The following is an 18,669-nucleotide window of genomic DNA, read 5'->3' as shown; positions in this document are numbered from 1 at the left end:
TTAGCCACTCACCTAAAGGAGTGACTCGAGGATCTCCATCGATCTTAAAATCCACTGCGTGCTTTCCGTGCTTATTCAGGTGAAAAAAATGTCTTTTAAGATCCTCAGCATCAGCAACCATGCTCCTAAACTTAATCATTTTAAAGCGTCTACCTTTGTAACCCGTTCTTTCTTGGATAAAAAATACAGGTCCATAACTCGTATATTTAATACCTAATGCAATAAATAAGACCAATGGCAATAAAATGATAAGGATCAAGCAAGCGATAACTGAACTCCAGATTCGGTTACTCTTTGATAATGCCCATGCAGACTTTGGCTCAACAGCTTCCATTTCTTGAGCGTAAACCCAACGAGCAGCAGACTCAATTTTTGATCTTAACTCAACATCCTTACGCCTATCATCCTGAACAGGTTTATAAAGAACATATCCCCCATATTCACCTGTTGATTTTGATATAAGTTTATTCAGTAATAAACGTTCAATTACTCGATGTAATTTCACGCATACAACTCCCTCATACTACTCAATTATGTTAGAGTCCTTTAAACAAATACTACCAGTCCAAATTAAACCTATATTTATAACACAATCATTATAATAGCAAACAAGTCCGATGAGAAATATATTCAACCCTATAGATAGATTAGTAAGGGGATTTCAGTACCACCAAGTGAGCATATAATACAGACTTCAGATAGCTATACACATAAACTCTCACCCCTTTCAGCTATATAACTTATACAAAATAAAAATCATACTAATGCCAAACCTTTTAACAAAACTCATTCACCAATAAATTCATTATCACAAACAGTAAATATTACTATTTTTCATATCAACAAAAACAATTGGTTACTCTTTCAATTATTTCATCCAACTCTACATAAAAATCTTTGCTATAATCATCCTTTTAAGATGAAGTCATCCGCCATAACAACAATCTATTAATTGATAATAGAACCATCTATCCTTAGAAAAATTTTTCTATATCCTAATCATATATGGCTTGCTCACCCACATAGCTTAATATCTAACAACAAGCGACCGTCAAAGCAACTTATATAAAAATTTTTTATATATTAGTTACAAGCAGTTAATACTTCATGCAATTAAATATTATTTTTTATAATAATTTGATAGGAGTATAGAGTAAGCTATTCGTTGAAATATTAATATTATGTAGTAAAAGAAAGAATTTTTTCTTACACTCACCACGCAAAAGGCCCAACAGGCAACCACCCAAAATAAAAAGATTATACTAATGAGCAGCTATTGACATACAACACCCCAAAGAAATTAAATGTTTTGTTGTTCTATAAAATGACCTAACCAAATAATTGCTTTTGTTCTATCTTCAGTCCATGGCTTCGAAAAATTAATACGCAAGCAATGTTTATATTTACTTGATTGGACTGAAAATAACTCTCCAGGTGTTATTAAAATACCTTGCTGTTTTGCCTTAAAATATATCTTAGTGGCATCAATATACTCAGGGAGTTCTATCCATAAAACAAAACCACCTGTTGGCGAAGAAACCCTTATATTTTTTGGAAAATATTTTTTTATTAAACTAAGTGTCTGATAGTATCTTTGCTGATACGTTAAGATGGTGTGCTGTAAATGTTTTTGATACTTGTCTTGAGCTAAATATTCAGCGACTGCTAACTGGTTCAAGTGCGGAGGAGTAATACCCATTAACGAATGCTGGTAGATAACTCTATCAGCATGTTCTCCCATAACCATCCACCCCACTTTGAGCTGAGGACTAATCGTTTTAGACACAGTACCACAATACCAAACCACGCCTTTTTTATCTAACGCCTTAATTGGCTCTGGTCGAGCCTGTTCAAAACTTAAATCAGCAAAAGCATCATCTTCTATAAGAGGTATATTTTTTTCTTCAATGAGCGTTAATAATTGTTGTTTACTCTCCTTTGACATCGATTCCCCTAAAGGATTACCGACTGTAGGACTAATAATAATCGCTTTAACTGACCATTCACTTAATGCTTTTTTTAGTAAAGGAATATCAATACCTGTAAGTGAGTGCGTTGGAATTTCTACTACTTTTAACTGTAGCACTTCCATTAATTGTAAAATACGATAGTAAGCAGGTGTTGCAATAGCGACAACATCACCAGGTCGAGTAAATGTTTTCAAACACAGCATCATCGCACTTTGACAACCCGTTGTTATCAAAATATTTTCTACGCTGGCTAGAATGCCTAACTTAGTTAACCGATAAGCAAGCTGCTGTCTTAACTTTAATGAGCCAATTAGTTCTGAGTTAGTTGATAATATTAAGTGATTATCACGGAGTATCCGTAACATATTCTGCTTTATTTCTTTGTTGGCTGCTATGTCTTCAGCAGGTTGCGCAGTACTAAACTGATGGAAGTTTTCTTTTGTTGCATTCGCTATTAAATCAACAATTAATGCAGATCCTGTAACCCACTCAGGAGAGATTGGTTTCTGTTCCTCTAATTGCGTTTGTAGGGTAATCAATTCACTGCTGACATAGTACCCAGATTTATGACGAGCCTCGATCAACCCTTTATCTTCTACAAGTTGATAAGCACGTAGGACCGTCGAAATACTCATATTCGTTTGCTGAGCTAAGACACGAACTGAAGGTAAACGCTGGCCAGCTATAAATACACCTGAATGTATTTGCTTGCATAGCTGTTGAGCTAACGATAAATACAGCAATTGCTTCATAAAAGTACACCAGTACCTATTAAATTAAGAGCACCTCTAAAAATAGTGATTTTTTTGTGAGAGCAAGAAAGCACTGCACGGAGGAGCACAGTGCATAAGGAATACATGAGGATCCGAGTACAACGCTGACACAGCTATCAAGGAAAAAGTGCATTTTAGAGATGCCCTCAAGTGATCACCGCTTGAGTAAGTGTATGTTGGTTAATCTGTTATGCTCAATAACAGCCGATCTGTATCTATTTATACCATTGCTTTTTCTTTACTATAACTTGTGAGTTTGATTGTTACTCAAAATACACAGCCTAGCAGGCCTGCAATACAAAACAACATCACTAAATTTCTAGCTTGTTGAGAGAGGAAAAAGATGTCAGTAATCGATTTCAGGAGTGATACTGTTACAACACCTACAACAAAAATGCGGACAGCTATGGCTGAAGCTATCGTAGGTGATGACGTTTATGGTGATGATCCTACCATCAACCAATTACAACAGCTTGCAGCCGATCTATTAGGCTTCGAAGCAGCACTCTTCGTCCCCTCAGGCACTCAGGGTAACTTAATTGCTATCATGGCTCACTGTCAACGTGGTGATGAGTATATCGTGGGTCAAAATGCTCATACTTACAAATTTGAAGGCGGTGGTGCAGCTATTTTAGGCAGCATTCAGCCCCAACCTATCATGGAAGGTGAAAATGGTACTCTTCCCTTAGACAGCATCAAGTCAGTTATCAAACCTCTAGATCCTCACTTTGCCCGGACACGCTTACTTTGCCTTGAAAATACTCACTCAGGCAGAGTGTTACCTCAAAACTATATTGAAGCAGCAACAACATTGGCGAGGAAACATGGTTTAAGCTGCCACTTAGATGGAGCCCGCGTGTTTAATGCTGCAGTAAAACAAGACCTCAACATAAAAGAAATTACTCAATACTTTGACTCTGTTTCCATTTGTTTATCAAAAGGACTGGCTGCACCTGTAGGTTCTATAATTGCTGGCTCAACAGACTTCATTAATACAGCTCGTCGCTGGAGAAAGGTTGTTGGTGGAGGAATGCGCCAAGCAGGCATACTTGCCGCTGCAGGTATTATTGCATTAACAGAGCAAGTTGATCGATTAACTGAAGACCATGACAATGCTAAACATCTTGCAGATGAGTTGAACAAAATTGAGGCATTGTCTGCTGATATGACTCAGGTACAAACTAATATGGTTTTTGCACACTTACATCAAGGATCATCAATTGAGCTTTCAGCATATTTAAAACAGCATAACATTCTTATCAGCCAATCTAATCCAATTCGTTTTGTGACTCACAAAGATGTAGATGCTAATTCAGTGAATATATTAATAAAACATATCAAATCGTATTTGCTGAGTTCGTAACAAGTTAATATAGGAATAAATATATCCCACAGCTAAGGCTTTTTAGTGGGGAAAGTCTGCTACTGTAATACTTACGGTAGCTACTTTAATTTATTTATAAGCGTTGTTATGCGTTTATATTAAATAAGCTGAGCCATTGCATATAACATAGTTCGTAATGCATTTAGATTGAGCCAATGCCGTGCATGAATTAATTTTTTCCTTCCACAGCAGAAGACTATCCTTGGTCTCCACTGCTCACAGTGCTCCCAGCATCTGCCCAAAAACAAACTCAACCACCACAAAGTCTCACTAAAAGAATATATATTTAATGAGTAAAAAGCAGGAGTAAATCTGGCGAAAGGTCAAACCCAGTATTTTATAATATGCATCAACAAAAAAATAACATTGTACTGCTTAATAACTTTAACTTTTTATCTGTTGCAGTGGAATTAAATAAGTTCCTTTACTCTTCATATTCAAGTGAAGCCTTAAATACTCCAAACTCTTCAGGAATATCGACATACCATCGATCAGCATACATTTGCAAACGTAGCGTTTTAAATAGATTAAAATGAATTAATTTACCTTTTCCTTTAACCTGTGCTTCAATTTTAAAGACGGCATAAGCCACGTCTGACTGCGGAAACAGTATACCCTCCAGCTTAGAAGTTATTGATTGTGCAGGAAAATTATCAATAACACTTCCACCTAACACTAGCGCTGAAAGTTTGGCAAAAAACTGCTTACTATCCATCGCTCTTAAGGCACTTTCATTACCGAACTCTTGCCCAAAAAGTTGTTTTGCCAAATAAGCATCATGAGCAAGCAGCTCTTTTAAAAAGTAATTACGCTGCTGTTCAATTGATTGAGGCTGGTGATAACTCGACGCTAATAAATAATCCTTATGAATATATGCATCCATATAAGCATTAATAACCTGCTCAGCATCTGTTGTTAATACAGTGTCTTTTTCACCAGCCCAAACAGCCGGTAAATTCACTAGTAGAACTGCCCCAAAAAACCATGAAACAAATTTTATAATTGGCATACTTGCAAAATAATCCCTACAAATGATGTTCATTTTTAGTGTCATACTATCATAAAAAAATCATCCAATTTGGAACTATACCCGCAAGTTAATGTGACAAAAATCGCACATAATTTGCCTGCCTATAGTATTAAACGTATGTGTGAACAATCACAACAAAAGATCCTAGTTATTCTCTCGTATAAAACGAGGCAGTATTTAGCCATGTTATATTCATAATGACTACCAGTACCTAGTTAATACAGGTAACCTAATACATCAAGATCACTGAATTATAGACGTTCAGTAAAAAAAACCAGTGAGAGTAAAACTATCTCATGATATCTACTCTCTATGAGAGCGTTTTATACTAGAAAGCTTGGTCATGTCTTTTAGCCAACCGTCACAACCAAGTGAAAGCAAGGATGAGTGCTATAAAATATCTGTGTTTCTGACAGTAAGAACAGTACTAAGAAAACTGTTCTCCCCAACGAGGAAGCAATTGCTGCTCGATTCCCAACTGATTAAGGATTCTTGCAACAATAAAATCAATCAAATCGCTGACATGTGCTGGCTGATGATAAAAACCTGGAGAAGCAGGTAAAATCACCCCTCCCATATTGGTTATTTTCAACATGTTTTCTAAATGTATTGCTGAGTAAGGTGACTCTCTTAGCACTACAATTAACTTTCGACGCTCTTTAAGTGCAACATCTGCTGCTCGTTCAATCAGGTTATTACAAGCACCCGTTGCTATAGCTGATAACGAGCCAGTACTACAAGGACAAATAACCATGGCACTGGGTGCACCAGAGCCTGAAGCCACTGGAGCCATCCATTGTTCGCGTCCAAAGACATGGAGTAATGAAGGGTCTACAGCAAAGCGTTTAACCAACTCAGCTTCAAGCTCTGCAGGTCGAGCAGGTAACTGCCATGTTGTTTCTGTAGCAATAACGACTTGTGCAGCTTTTGACACCATGAGATACACTTGATGTCCATTGCTTAAAAGTACTTCAAGAAGCCTTAAACCATATTGAGCCCCAGATGCCCCCGTTATCGCTAATGTCACCCGCATGAACTATTACCTTTAAATAAAACAACATCATATACTCTTTGTAAGTATAACTATAACAAGTTCCGTATTTGAACCAGGCTGGCTACAACGTTCTTAAGAATTCTGCTGATGAGATAAGGCTTCTGTTAGCTGTTGATAAATACCCCCAAACCCACCATTACTCATTAGCAGTACATTTGTTTTAGTTGAAGATTTTTCAAGCTCAACTACACGGTGTAAGACATAGCCCACAATTGCTGTTACATCATCAAACTTTGAAGACTTAACTTCACTTTTCTGCATGACATCATCCAGAGACCACTTCAACCCTTCAGGCTCAAACCAAATAACCTCATCGGCAGACTTAACACAGGCAGCTAATTGGTCTGTGTGAATCCCCATTTTCATGGTGTTAGAACGTGGCTCAAGAATAGCAATAATATGATCGTCATTTACTGCTTTACGTAACCCCTCTATGGTTGTCGTTATAGCCGTCGGGTGATGGGCAAAATCATCATAAACAGTCACGCGCTCATCTTCAAAGATACACTCCATACGCCGTTTTACATTGACAAATTTTGCCAGCGCTTCACAAGCCAGGGAAGGAGTCACACCAACATGTCGTGCTGCTGCCATTGCGGCAAGTGCATTTTCAACATTATGCTGCCCAGTCAATGTCCAGTGAATATCGCCAACAGGCAAATCATGATGGAGCACAGTAAAAGAACGCCCTGCAGCATCTTGCAATTGTGCTTGCCACTCTTTACCGATGGTTTGTGTCTCACTCCAACAACCTTGTGCAATCACTTGCTCCATTGCGGAACAAGCTGAGGGATAAATAATAAGCCCATTGCCAGGCACAGTTCTTACTAAATGATGAAATTGTCGTTGAATATCCTCTAGCGAAGAAAAAATATCCGCATGGTCAAACTCTAAATTATTTAAGATCAATGTCCGCGGGTGGTAATGAACGAACTTTGACCGTTTATCAAAGAAAGCAGAGTCATACTCATCTGCTTCAACGACGAAAAAAGGTGTCTCACCTAAGCGCGCAGATACACCAAAGTTCTCTGGAACCCCTCCAATCAAAAAGCCAGGCGACATACCAGCATAATCCAAAATCCATGCTAACATACTGCTTGTGGTGGTTTTCCCATGGGTGCCTGCTACACCTAGTACCCACTTATCTCGAAGTACATAATCTGCCAACCACTGAGGGCCTGAGGTATAAGGAATTTGCTCATTTAACACATACTCAACAGCAGCATTTCCACGAGAGATCGAATTGCCAATAACAACAAGATCTGGCTTTGGTTTTAAATGATCTGATTCAAAACCTGATTGAATTGTTATTCCTGACTCTTCAAGCTGGGTACTCATTGGTGGATACACATTAGCATCAGAGCCAGTCACTTTATGGCCCATTGCTTTAGCCAAAAGAGCCAAACTCCCCATAAATGTTCCACAAATGCCTAAAATATGTATATGCATATCACTCTCAACTTAATACTCAGGAAACAACTCATCACGACTCAGCATAGTTATCCTACCCTTATTAGCATATGACGAGTAGTTTTCACTTCTGAAATAAACAAATGAAGAGAAGGGACTCCAACATTAGCCAACATTTGATGATAGAGTCAATTTGATCGGCTTGGCTCAATTTTTCCTTCCAGTGGAACATGCCGCCAGCGGTAACCCCTCAAAAAAGTTCTGGTGAACTTTAACAGCCTGTCATACAACATTACTGTGCTCAACAATAAACTAAACAGGTTTAGCAAACTATAAAACCTTTAACAAAAGGAATATTTATCTAAGCTAACGACACTTCAGCAGTAAAAACATCATAAACCTAACTGAAAAGCTTAAACGGTAAGCAAGATAAACATAACTCTCGTTAAGTGCTCATCTCTATTCTTAAGCATGGCTTAAATTAAAAAATAAAATACCTTTATTCACTAACTCATTTTTACACAAAACAGACATTCAATAAGCCAATTTTCATGAATACTAACTATTATTTTATTTTTGAATACAGCCTCATAATTAAAAAGCGAAATAGATTCACAAAGGGTAAATACTTCCAATTTATCAATAAAACCTTATAGTCAACATCCAGTTTTTATTAAAAACCAACAAACAAGGTAAACTGCTATCACTTTATCGACAATAATTAATGCACTAGGTTTCTTAACCAAAATTTTATTTTGCATAATATTGCACCATGCAAAACATTTCGTTTTCATTTATTATTCGCCGCACAACAATATAAACCCTTACTCTTAACTAAGCGACTTATGCTAATTTTGAGTTACACAGACAAAATTATATTTATCCTACTGTTAGATGCATTGTCTAACAATGATGTATGTCTGTTTACAGCAAGGCACCGAGAAATAGAGCGTTGCAGTAAACACTATGACAAAAATGATAATCGTATGTCTGTAGAAGGGGTAACATTTAACACTGCCAATTACCAAAAAGTTACAAGGAGAAGGAAATCCCTTAGTTTTCCATTCCCCTTCATTACTGTTTGTTGTGAGCAGTGAAGAACATCCACAAAGACTGAACCAACACTTCTGGAGTAACCTTGCATGGCAAAGAGAAATGCCTTTTATGCCCAGTCGGGCGGAGTTACAGCCGTCATCAATGCTACTGCATGTGCTGTAATTCAAACTGCTCGTCAGTATCCTGATTTATTTGACAAGGTTTACGCTGGCCATAACGGAATTTTAGGTGCTCTCAAAGAGGAACTCATCGATACTACGTTAGAAACAGATCGAACAATTGCGGCATTAAAACATACGCCAGGAGGCGCATTTGGGTCATGCCGTTATAAACTTAGAGACCTTGAGACAAGTAAGGCGGAGTATGAGCGTTTAATTGAAATTTTCTATGCCCACAATATTGGTTACTTTTTTTACAATGGTGGCGGCGATTCCCAAGATACCGCTTATAAAATATCTCAAATGAGTGAGAAGATGGGTTATCCCATTACTTGCATTGGAATTCCAAAAACCATTGATAATGACTTACCACTCACTGACAACTGTCCAGGCTTTGGTTCAGTAGCAAAGTATGTTGCCATTTCTACTCAAGAAGCTGCGTTAGACATTATATCAATGTGTGAAACATCTACTAAAGTCTTTATTTTAGAAGTGATGGGACGCCATGCTGGTTGGATTGCAGCGGCTGCAGGACTTGCAAGCTATCAAGATGGGGACCCACCCCATATTATTTTATTTCCTGAAATAGCTTTCAATAAAGAACGCTTTTTGAAGCGTGTTCAAGAAGTTGTTCAAAAGCAAGGTTATTGCGTTATTGTTGCATCAGAAGGCACCTGCTATGAGGGTGGACGTATGCTTCATGCCACAACAGAGCAAGATGCATTCGGCCATTTACAGTTAGGCGGTGTAGCACCAATCCTTGCCAAAATGATTAAGCATGAGCTGGGTTATAAGTATCACTATGCAGTAGCAGATTACTTACAGCGGTCAGCACGTCATATCGCATCTAAAACCGATGTTGAGCAAGCTTATGCCGTGGGTAAAGCTGCTGTTGAATTTGCTGTGGCAGGTAAGAATGCAGTTATGCCAACCATCGTGAGACAACCTGGAACACCTTACCAATGGGCTATTGGCGAAGCACCACTGGCAGAAGTCGCCAATCAGGAAAAACTGATGCCAAGAAGTTTTATTACAGATGATGGCTACCATATTACACAAGAAGCAAAAACGTACCTTGAGCCACTCATTCAAGGTGAAGACTACCCTCCCTACTACAATGGTATGCCAGTCTACACCGACCTAAAGCACACCTTTGTACCGAAAAAACTATCCCGCTTATTCAAAGTTTAATGTCAATTACTTAATACTTTTTAGTGAATAGAAGCCCGCAATTGCGAGCTTCTATTCACTCTATTATGTAACATTTAAAATCAACAAAATCATCTTTAAGGAAGTGCAGCAACATGGTTAGAAAACTGGTAAGTAATCGTTTTTCCACCTAACCGATAATATTGAAAAGGAGGCCAAATATTTAACTTTTTCTGACTTTTTAATGTAAATGAAAGATCACTGTTGACTTTAATGTGATAAGACAGTTTTTGTTTACTTTCTTTTTCTTGAGAGATTTGTTGCTTAGGCTCTGACACTTTATTATGAATCAATACAGGGATTTGTAATGATAAAATTTGCGTGTATTTGATTATTTCTGGCTGATAAGCACAATAGCGCCTGATTTTATCCGCAACTAATGAACTTAAAGGAATGGTAAGTAATTTATTATCCTCTACGTTTATTGATTGTTGTTGAGAAAGGTACGAATAGTGATTTAATAACAATTGCTCACTGATATGACATAAATAACGCTGCGAGTTAATGGTCTGATCTGCTGAAAAAGGGCAAAATTTGCGTTGCTCCTCCATATCTTCCAATAATGCATAATGTTTGACAGGTGCTGCCTTTACAATGTGAGCTGCCTCACTAATAAAAAGCCCTAACCCTCTATATACATTTTCAGTATAAAAATTACACAACTGGATATTGGTATCACTATACGCCTGTACTGAAATTATCAGGCTACAAAAGAACCAAATCAATTTGTGTTTAAATTGAAACCGTTTACGCAGGAATGGGTAAAGCTGCATAGCCATAACAAGTTCATCATTATTATGCTTATTGAGTCCTATGCAACCCTACCACAGCTCAAGCATCTCACATACTAGTGATGTAAGCTGCCACCGCCTTAATCTCTTGATCTGTTAACTGGGTTACAATTCCTGGCATAGGAGAATCCACATTACGTTTCTGGCCACTTTTGAAGTAATGCAGTGTTTTCACAATATAGTCCTCTGGCTGACCCGCAAGTCGAGGAAGATTCTCTTTACCCAAAGCATCCTTGCCGTGACAAGTATAGCATATGCAAAAAAATACCGATTTTCCTTTAGCTACAAGCTCTGGGTGTTCAGTAGTACGAGAGCTTACCTTTAAACTAGCAAAATACAATGCAAGATTAACCTTTTCACTATCTGACAAACTTGCAGCCAACCGCTCCATGACATAATTTTTACGTTGCTTTTTCGCAAATTGCTCAAACTGATTAACTAAATACTCTGGATTTTGTGCTGCCAGATTTGGAATATAATTTTTTACACTATTACCATCTTTACCATGACAATAGCCACACAAAACAGCGCGTTCTCGACCACTTTTGACAGTTTGAGTATGATGCTGCTTATCATCAATACGTTCTTTTAATAATTCAAAAACACCCCTATCTATCGCTGCTGCGCCCCCTAATGGCATCCACAGTATACTCCAAATGACGACGATAAAACGCATGATTATTCCCCTGCTACACGCTACTTATTTACTTCTAAAAATACAAACAGCAGCTCTACTACAGCTCTTTTCATATAAAACTATGAAATAGGCTGTATTTGGCGATAATTTGTAAAGGAGAGCATTCATACACTACGTCGATTAACATATAACCAACGTTACAAGCTAGAACTTCGAACCTTATGTATAGAAAACCCAGCTACAACAAATCGAGCCGCTTAACTTTTGCATACCCGCAAAAGTGCTATACAATATTTCTTATTTCTTATTTCTTATTTCTTATTTCTTATTTCTTAAGCATATTATTATAAATATAATTACACAGCTTTAAAGGTATATTTTATAAACTACAATTTTTAGTAAAACTCAGCTTAATTAATTCGATGCTATTTTATGGCTATACATCCCTTTTAAATAAATTTGCAAAACATCAATATTTGAAAAATTCTTCCAATAAAAACCCAACAATTAAAATGTTATTTAAAAATTAGAGATACTTTTTCCAAGAAAAAAATCAACTATCACTATTACTTAATCTAAACAATATATAGTTAAAGATATTCTGAATCATAAGCAACGATGTAGATCCAATTAATAAGGGAGAATCTTTAAGCATGAAACCCAACCTAACTCATATCGCGCTTCATGTTGCAGACCTTCAAGCGTGCATAAGGTTTTATCAAAAATATTGTCAACTCAACATCATTCACGAACGACATGCATCAAAAGATATTGTATGGATGGCAGAGAAAGGTCGAGAGCAAGAGCTTATATTAGTCATAATGTCTGATGGCCCCAACCGTAACGCAGCTGATCAAGGTTATGGTCACTTAGGTTTTGCTGTCGAAAATAAAGCTAAGGTGGATCAACTAGCCCAACTAGCAGAAGAGGACGGTATCTTAATTTGGTCTCCTCGAGAAGAACCTTACCCTGTGGGGTACTATTGTGGAATTGTTGATCCTAATGGTAACTTTATTGAATTCAGCTATGGACAGCCACTGGGACCAGGAGCAAAGCCAATTGATGAAGAAAGGAGCTATAATACTACCTTCAACCCATCATGTTAGATGAGCTGAAGGTATAAGATCGTGCAACAGAGTCGTAAGAGGTGGTTGGCGTTACAAACCTTTAGTGAGCAGCTGTTTGGCTTAACTTATTCATACTCTCTGTATCTGGCAGCTCATCACACACTAAGCGGACATCAAAACTCACTGCATGCAAATTAAGGATGAGGTCATAAATAAATAGCACCACAGAAATAAGTACACTAATAATGCTGCAACCAAAAAATACAAAGATCCACGCTGTCGTTGAAATGTGGAAAAAGTACAAAATAAACAAGCAGATAATAATCAAACAAGCAAAAAGGGTGCTAAAAGAGAGTGCAACCATTGATGAGCGTAATAACAAGCAACGTCGATACAGGATAGTTAACTGTTTTCTGGGGTTACTGATCGCTTCGTTACCTTGCTTGATAGCCAGGACTAATGTGCGAGTTCTATCTATCGCACGCCCCAACCGGTTAGTGAGGGTTAAGAGAATTAATCCCACTCCTGAAATTAATACAATAGGAGAAATAATTGCACTTAATAATGATGAGATTTCAGTAAGTTCACTCATTGCTGACTACAAATCTATTTAGGCGTTAAAACTTGGAAACTCCGTATATTGGCTATTATATGCTACTCAGCTCAGTCTATACTGACAGATATCAACCTGTTAAAGCGATAACACAATACTGCGGTAATTACCTAGTAACATTAAGTGAGTGTTTCTTACATAGAGTGCAGCAATGAAAACTGCGCATAACAAAGTTCATGACAAGCTAGGCAGCCAATACTTAAGGGGTTGCGTTCAGTTACATTTTGACACAGACATTGAAAGCTTATTTCGGCATCACTACGATGCAACAAATCGTTTCGTAAAACTCTTCACCACCAACATTGTTCTATTGGTAGTTATTTATTACCTTACACAATCCATTACTTTTCCTGATAGCCAATTGGCAGGCATACTGTTAAGTGCATTACTAGTTTTGAGTGTTATTTTAGCCTCAGCTGGGATACTTGTTCACCGACTTCACTTCCTTTCTCGTGTGTCACTTTTTATTTTCAACTTACTATTATTATTGACTATTCCATTATTTTATAAAATGACCACATCTTCGAGTATTAGCCAATACTTTATTTTCTTTTTTATTTTGCTTTATACCTATATATTTTCAGGTCTGATTTGGCGAGATTGCATTGTCATTTCACTGACAGCCTTAACCTGCGTGCTATCGTTTAATCTTGAAAGAACCATCATTTTTATACAATCTGACTTTTTTATTTTCTTTTTATTCTCAATCATTTTCTGTATTGGTGCTGGTTATTATAAAGAATTTCAAAACAGACAGTTTTTTTTAATTGAAGAGATGCTCAGTCAACAGGCAGAGACTGACCCTCTAACGGGTATATCAAACCGTAGAACACTTAACCACCACCTCGTCAAACTCTGGAAGCAGGCTTGCCGAGAAAAGAAAAATCTAGCTTTGATTTTAGTTGATATTGACTACTTTAAGCTTTTTAACGATTACTACGGGCATATCGCAGGAGATCATGCCTTAAAACGAATTGCTACGGAATTAACCCACCATGCCCGAAGGCCTTTGGACCTTGTCGCACGTTATGGTGGAGAAGAGTTCGCACTACTGCTTTATGATATTGATGCGAATGCATTATCAGAACATAGTAACAAAATTGTAACCAGCATTGCTGCTCTGGAAATACCTCATGAAGCCTCAAAAATTACCAAGAAACTTACCATTAGTTGTGGCTCCAGACTACTCTATGCAAGACCCAATCTTAGCGTAAGAAAGTTACTCGCTGATGCTGATCAAGCACTCTATTCAGCCAAAGCGCATGGCCGGAATCAAGCTGTCATCTTTGGCCTAAGCTACAAAGAAAACCTGTAATAGACCATTTTTCACCGCTTCTCATACCCAGCGTTAATCTTGTCGCTCAATAAAATCACAAAGTAAGTCAACCTGCATCTCATTAAATACCGGTATACCAGCCTTTTTTAAGGCTGTTACAGTTATACCCGACCCATCAATAAGTTGGTTAGAAAAACTACCGTCATAAATCTGTAAATTACCACAAGACGGGCTATTACTTTTCAACAATGCAGCCATCACATTGTTTTGTAAGGCTATTTCAAGGGTTATTTTTGCTCCTCGCTGAAAAGCATCAGTGACATCACAACCTCCTTTAGTGATTACCTTTTGATCAGAAAAGCCACCAACACTTTTAATAATCTCAGCGGGTTCCCTCGGTATAGGTAACCCGCCAATAACTTCTGGACAAACAGGTACAAGGTAGCCTTGTTGCTGGAAATAGCGAATTTTCCTATCTGTGAATGAAATACTTTTCCCATCATATCTGACCGGCTCACCTAACAAACAAGCACTTATTAAGATTTTTTTTGTTAATGGCTTCATTACTTCTCATTAAATCTAGTGTGTTCTAAGCCTTTATACATTTTTTTCGCTACAACATCGAGACTTTACCTTGCCACGATAATCACTTAATGCTTTCTAATTTCATCACATGACTTGCGAATATTTCCAATATGTCGGAGACAAAGTCCATATTTTACTGCTAGCTCTCGTCGTGATGCTCCTTTTTCAGTATCAGATACAATCGCTTGATTTCGTAACTGGCGAAAAAAATGGTCTTTTTTTGGAATTTCTAAAGTTGTTCCTGAAAACCGCTCAGATAATGCATTTACGGCATACTCATCTAAAAATGACTGCAAAACAGAGCGATCAGGATTTTTTGCGATATATAATGGTCTTCCTCCATATTTTAAGGTCAGAATGAATGTTTGCTTTATTCCAATACAATCAACCAATTCTTGTAAGGTTAATGGAAGTTTATCTACCTTGATTAAACTAAAGTCAATCCCTTGCATTGTTTTCTCCTGATTGTTTTTCAGGAACTAAGCTAATGTGTTAGCTGATAATCAGTTAATATGGAAAAAAATCCCTAGAAATAAATTTGTGTCAAGCAGAGATTATCTTCAATGTACCAGCTTCAAAGGATTGCATTTGCAATACAAGTCTCAAGTATCATAAAATTCCTTTACGACACAGCCAAACTATATAACGAAAACCAAGTAGTCCTTATTTTTTATAAAATCATCTTCTGCTCTGGTATATGATGGTTTAAACACTAGAAATTACCACATATGGCTTTTCGCTATGCAAAAGTCAATTAAGGCTAACTTTATTAGTAAGTAGTGAAGCGATGTAACAACTACAACTTAATAGCAGTTACAATTAACTACATATACTGCACAAGACGTGTATATTTATGTTATTTTTTGTATATTTTGAATGTTAGCGAAAAACAATTAATTTATAACTAAAAAACATCAACATAGGAATTGTTTCCACCTTACTTTGCTTGTATTCCAACTATACCATTGGTGAAAGTTTTACTGTTTTTTTATTTGTAAGCATGCTTTTAAACTCTCCTTAAGTTTTCTGTGTTACGCTCAAACACAGCGTAACCTACTAATAAAGCAAACAATGAGCAAATATCAAACACCACAAACTTAAACTATAGTTCAATAAATTATCTTGATTTCTTGATTGCCCAGCTAGCGCATTTAAAACAACTATTGCTGCTATCGCTAGTCTTAACAGACTAGATTAACGCCTCCGCTGTGGGTATTTTACAAAATGTGAATAAAGATTAAGCAAATCAAGACTAACGGTACCTGATCAAATATATGTCAAGTGTTGTATAATTTAATTTATCCATATAGTTAGGCGAATACAATCTGTATACTTGCTTTAAATCTAAACAAGGTTTGAAGTCTGAAACTAGGGGGCAATTTACCTACTCTAAGCCAACCAAATACGAACAACTTAATCTCCATTATAGTTCGCAAGAAAAGTTAAGCTTATCAAGGACATCTGAGAAAAGAATATTAAGAAAGAAAGTATATAGAGAAAAAGCACTAGGGTGGGTAATAATCGTAGAAACAGGCTAGCTATGCCAGCCTATCACTAAATATGCTTACAAAGTATGCACAATTACATCACATATGTAAAAACAATCTCTTGTAATTTAATTGTGCAATCAAGAGCATTTAAACGCAGCTAGTCAGTATTTGATACTAAAAGCTTAAAACGGAATGTCATCATCAAAGTCATCAAAATTATCCATAGCAGGCGCTGTGTTTTGTGAAGGTTGAGTTTGATTATTTGGCGCTTGGTGCCCTCCCACTGGTTGAGGTTGAGCATACTGCTGGCCCACGGGTGGCTGATTGTTAAAGTTTTGTTGTGGTTGCTGACTAGGCGGCATATTTTGTTGTGGCGCCATATTTTGCTGCCGATTAAAGCCTTGATTAGGTGCACCAGGGCTATCTTGACGGCTATCCAACATTTGCATTTGCCCACTAATATCTACAACAATTTCTGTTGTATAGCGGTCGCTTCCATCCTGAGCTTGCCACTTACGTGTCTGCAACTTTCCTTCCAAATAAACCTTAGAACCTTTTCTTAAATATTGACCTGCCACTTCAGCCAACTTACCAAACATGACAACTCTATGCCATTCAGTCCGCTCTTGAGGCTGACCTGTTTGCTTATCTTTCCACTGCTCACTAGTAGCAATACTTAAATTAGTAACCGCATTACCATTGGGCATATAACGCACTTCCGGATCAGCACCCAGGTTACCGATCAGGATGACTTTATTTACTCCACGCATGAGTTTCTCCTAACGATTAAGCCTTAAGTTCAAATGCTTGTAGGGCCTGCATATCCAGCCGGGTACGATCGACTTTAAGATAAGCGGATTGCTCTTCAACAATCACCACAACTTCTTGCACACCATGAATAGCAGACAGTGCTGCAGATACATCAGCTACAGATTGATCATTCACAGGCTTCAAGTTAACCATTAATGTTGTAACATAGGGTGGTGTCGACATACTCCAGCTAATGACCCACCAAATGACAGCACCCATTGCAGCCATACTGATAACACCAATAAAGCCATAGTGCTGATAGACTAAACCACCGGCAATTCCACCAAGTGCAGCACCTAAAAACTGGCAGGTAGAATAGATGCCTATTGCAGTACCTTTACTCCCAGCAGGTGCCAACTTACTAACCATTGAAGGTAGTGATGCTTCCAACCAATTAAATGCCATGAAAAATAAGAAAATACTAAACAGTAATCCAATAAAATGTTCACCACTCCATAACATGCTCACTAAACTGAAAATTAGCAAACACAAGGCGCCTAAAAATACAGGTTTTAATTTTCTTTTTTTCTCAGCCAAAATGATAAAAGGCAGCATAGCAAAAAAAGAACTTAGCAAAGTAATGAGATAAACCCACCAATGCTGCTCCCTAGGTAAACCCGCAAGTCGTTCTAATGCCAAAGGTAATGCAACAAATACAGCCATTAAAACAAAATGCAACACAAAGATGCCTAAATCTAATCTTAGCAAATCCGTATTAGCCAACACTTGGCGGATTTCACTGATTACAGGATATGTATCCCGATGTAGCCTCTGTCGAACAGGTGTTGGTACCCGCCAAACGAGTATCATAGCGAGCAGTGCCAATAGGCCATTTGTGCCAAATAACCCTGTCAATCCCCACCAATGAGTGATCAAAGGGCCAGCCACCATAGCAATACAAAATGACATGCCGATACTCATGCCAATCATAGCCATTGCTTTCGTACGCTGCTCTTCTCTGGTGAGATCAGACACCAATGCCATAATAGCACTAGCAACAGCTCCAGCACCTTGTAATGCTCGACCAAAGATTACACCATATACGGATTCAGAGCTTGCTGCCACAATACTACCCAGCATCAACAATAATAACCCTATATATATAATGGGCTTACGTCCTACACGGTCAGACAAAAATCCAAAAGGAATTTGCAATATTGCCTGGGTGACACCATAAGCGCCCATTGCCAGCCCCAGCAATGCTGGTGTCGAACCAATGAGCTGGTCACCATATACTGTTAAAACTGGCAAAATCATAAACAGGCCCAGCATGCGCATGGCAAAAACACCTGCTAGGGAAAAAGTGACCTTTCGCTCAGTTTTATTCATGACAGATGAACTCATCCATCCCCTCTT

16 protein-coding genes are annotated in these 18,669 nt (G+C 37.7%); 4 read left to right on the top strand and 12 right to left on the bottom strand.

Going from position 1 to position 18,669, the window contains the following annotated elements; translation table 11 throughout:
* Together KCG35_RS13955 and KCG35_RS13950 are read right to left on the bottom strand one after the other, a co-directional pair.
* Positions 1-505: sugar transferase (locus KCG35_RS13955; RefSeq protein ID WP_215820395.1), on the bottom strand; the 505-nt coding region annotated here is incomplete at its 3' end.
* A gap of 795 nt (positions 506-1,300) precedes the next feature.
* The gene (locus tag KCG35_RS13950; RefSeq protein ID WP_215820394.1) at positions 1,301-2,722 is read right to left on the bottom strand and encodes an aminotransferase-like domain-containing protein; all 1,422 of its coding nucleotides are present in this window, start codon (positions 2,720-2,722) and stop codon (positions 1,301-1,303) included.
* A 364-nt stretch (positions 2,723-3,086) separates the two neighbouring features.
* On the opposite strand from KCG35_RS13950, the gene ltaE reads away from it, so the two are divergent.
* Positions 3,087-4,106: a low-specificity L-threonine aldolase gene (ltaE, locus tag KCG35_RS13945; RefSeq protein WP_215820393.1), complete on the top strand. Its 1,020-nt coding sequence runs from the start codon at positions 3,087-3,089 to the stop codon at positions 4,104-4,106.
* Positions 4,107-4,551: 445 nt separating this feature from the next.
* Here ltaE and KCG35_RS13940 read toward each other — a convergent pair whose 3' ends face one another.
* The 3 genes from KCG35_RS13940 to mpl all read right to left on the bottom strand — a co-directional run bounded on the left by KCG35_RS13940 (position 4,552) and on the right by mpl (position 7,660).
* Entirely contained in the window at positions 4,552-5,136 is a 585-nt protein-coding gene (locus KCG35_RS13940; protein WP_215820392.1) for a hypothetical protein, read from the bottom strand.
* Between the two features lie 448 nt (positions 5,137-5,584).
* Entirely contained in the window at positions 5,585-6,190 is a 606-nt protein-coding gene (locus KCG35_RS13935; RefSeq protein WP_215820391.1) for a flavin prenyltransferase UbiX, read from the bottom strand.
* A gap of 93 nt (positions 6,191-6,283) precedes the next feature.
* A complete protein-coding gene (gene mpl, locus KCG35_RS13930) occupies positions 6,284-7,660 on the bottom strand; it encodes a UDP-N-acetylmuramate:L-alanyl-gamma-D-glutamyl-meso-diaminopimelate ligase (RefSeq protein WP_215820390.1) in 1,377 nt (458 codons plus the stop codon).
* 1,103 nt (positions 7,661-8,763) lie between these two features.
* Here mpl and KCG35_RS13925 point away from each other — a divergent pair.
* Positions 8,764-10,026, top strand: coding sequence for a 6-phosphofructokinase (locus tag KCG35_RS13925; protein WP_215820389.1), 1,263 nt, complete (start codon positions 8,764-8,766; stop codon positions 10,024-10,026).
* A 95-nt stretch (positions 10,027-10,121) separates the two neighbouring features.
* Here the strand turns inward: KCG35_RS13925 and KCG35_RS13920 are convergent, their stop codons facing one another.
* Positions 10,122-10,823, bottom strand: a complete 702-nt coding sequence (locus tag KCG35_RS13920) for a hypothetical protein (protein ID WP_215820388.1) — start codon at positions 10,821-10,823, stop codon at positions 10,122-10,124.
* A 61-nt stretch (positions 10,824-10,884) separates the two neighbouring features.
* The gene (locus KCG35_RS13915; RefSeq protein WP_215820387.1) at positions 10,885-11,511 is read right to left on the bottom strand and encodes a c-type cytochrome; all 627 of its coding nucleotides are present in this window, start codon (positions 11,509-11,511) and stop codon (positions 10,885-10,887) included.
* Positions 11,512-12,125: 614 nt separating this feature from the next.
* Between KCG35_RS13915 and KCG35_RS13910 the strand changes: the two genes are divergently transcribed.
* Positions 12,126-12,578, top strand: a complete 453-nt coding sequence (locus tag KCG35_RS13910; RefSeq protein ID WP_215820386.1) for a VOC family protein — start codon at positions 12,126-12,128, stop codon at positions 12,576-12,578.
* A gap of 61 nt (positions 12,579-12,639) precedes the next feature.
* Here the strand turns inward: KCG35_RS13910 and KCG35_RS13905 are convergent, their stop codons facing one another.
* The gene (locus KCG35_RS13905; RefSeq protein ID WP_215820385.1) at positions 12,640-13,131 is read right to left on the bottom strand and encodes a DUF2721 domain-containing protein; all 492 of its coding nucleotides are present in this window, start codon (positions 13,129-13,131) and stop codon (positions 12,640-12,642) included.
* Positions 13,132-13,303: 172 nt separating this feature from the next.
* Here KCG35_RS13905 and KCG35_RS13900 point away from each other — a divergent pair, with 172 nt between their 5' ends.
* Positions 13,304-14,467, top strand: coding sequence for a diguanylate cyclase (locus tag KCG35_RS13900; RefSeq protein ID WP_215820384.1), 1,164 nt, complete (start codon positions 13,304-13,306; stop codon positions 14,465-14,467).
* Between the two features lie 33 nt (positions 14,468-14,500).
* On the opposite strand, the gene KCG35_RS13895 is transcribed toward KCG35_RS13900, so the two are convergent.
* From KCG35_RS13895 to KCG35_RS13880, 4 genes are all read right to left on the bottom strand, one after another.
* A complete protein-coding gene (locus KCG35_RS13895; protein WP_215820383.1) occupies positions 14,501-14,992 on the bottom strand; it encodes a 2-thiouracil desulfurase family protein in 492 nt (163 codons plus the stop codon).
* Positions 14,993-15,078: 86 nt separating this feature from the next.
* Positions 15,079-15,465: a Mor transcription activator family protein gene (locus KCG35_RS13890; RefSeq protein ID WP_215820382.1), complete on the bottom strand. Its 387-nt coding sequence runs from the start codon at positions 15,463-15,465 to the stop codon at positions 15,079-15,081.
* A 1,220-nt stretch (positions 15,466-16,685) separates the two neighbouring features.
* Positions 16,686-17,273: a single-stranded DNA-binding protein gene (ssb, locus tag KCG35_RS13885; protein ID WP_215820381.1), complete on the bottom strand. Its 588-nt coding sequence runs from the start codon at positions 17,271-17,273 to the stop codon at positions 16,686-16,688.
* Positions 17,274-17,289: 16 nt separating this feature from the next.
* Positions 17,290-18,657: an MFS transporter gene (locus tag KCG35_RS13880; RefSeq protein ID WP_215820380.1), complete on the bottom strand. Its 1,368-nt coding sequence runs from the start codon at positions 18,655-18,657 to the stop codon at positions 17,290-17,292.
* Positions 18,658-18,669: the final 12 nt, after the last annotated feature.

It is taken from the genome of Zooshikella harenae, assembly GCF_018837975.1.
Lineage (GTDB): Bacteria > Pseudomonadota > Gammaproteobacteria > Pseudomonadales > Zooshikellaceae > Zooshikella > Zooshikella harenae.
This window is presented reverse-complemented; position numbering and strand designations above follow the sequence as displayed.

Excerpts from the sequence above, each read along its gene's own strand:
- KCG35_RS13915 (WP_215820387.1), bottom strand. The coding sequence starts at position 11,511 with ATGCGTTTTATCGTCGTCATTTGGAGTATACTGTGGATGCCATTAGGG.
- KCG35_RS13950 (WP_215820394.1), bottom strand. The coding sequence starts at position 2,722 with ATGAAGCAATTGCTGTATTTATCGTTAGCTCAACAGCTATGCAAGCAA.
- KCG35_RS13895 (WP_215820383.1), bottom strand. The coding sequence starts at position 14,992 with ATGAAGCCATTAACAAAAAAAATCTTAATAAGTGCTTGTTTGTTAGGT.
- mpl (WP_215820390.1), bottom strand. The coding sequence starts at position 7,660 with ATGCATATACATATTTTAGGCATTTGTGGAACATTTATGGGGAGTTTG.
- KCG35_RS13935 (WP_215820391.1), bottom strand. The coding sequence starts at position 6,190 with ATGCGGGTGACATTAGCGATAACGGGGGCATCTGGGGCTCAATATGGT.
- ssb (WP_215820381.1), bottom strand. The coding sequence starts at position 17,273 with ATGCGTGGAGTAAATAAAGTCATCCTGATCGGTAACCTGGGTGCTGAT.
- KCG35_RS13905 (WP_215820385.1), bottom strand. The coding sequence starts at position 13,131 with ATGAGTGAACTTACTGAAATCTCATCATTATTAAGTGCAATTATTTCT.
- KCG35_RS13925 (WP_215820389.1), top strand. The coding sequence starts at position 8,764 with ATGGCAAAGAGAAATGCCTTTTATGCCCAGTCGGGCGGAGTTACAGCC.
- KCG35_RS13920 (WP_215820388.1), bottom strand. The coding sequence starts at position 10,823 with ATGGCTATGCAGCTTTACCCATTCCTGCGTAAACGGTTTCAATTTAAA.
- KCG35_RS13900 (WP_215820384.1), top strand. The coding sequence starts at position 13,304 with ATGAAAACTGCGCATAACAAAGTTCATGACAAGCTAGGCAGCCAATAC.
- KCG35_RS13880 (WP_215820380.1), bottom strand. The coding sequence starts at position 18,657 with ATGAGTTCATCTGTCATGAATAAAACTGAGCGAAAGGTCACTTTTTCC.
- ltaE (WP_215820393.1), top strand. The coding sequence starts at position 3,087 with ATGTCAGTAATCGATTTCAGGAGTGATACTGTTACAACACCTACAACA.
- KCG35_RS13910 (WP_215820386.1), top strand. The coding sequence starts at position 12,126 with ATGAAACCCAACCTAACTCATATCGCGCTTCATGTTGCAGACCTTCAA.
- KCG35_RS13890 (WP_215820382.1), bottom strand. The coding sequence starts at position 15,465 with ATGCAAGGGATTGACTTTAGTTTAATCAAGGTAGATAAACTTCCATTA.
- KCG35_RS13940 (WP_215820392.1), bottom strand. The coding sequence starts at position 5,136 with ATGCCAATTATAAAATTTGTTTCATGGTTTTTTGGGGCAGTTCTACTA.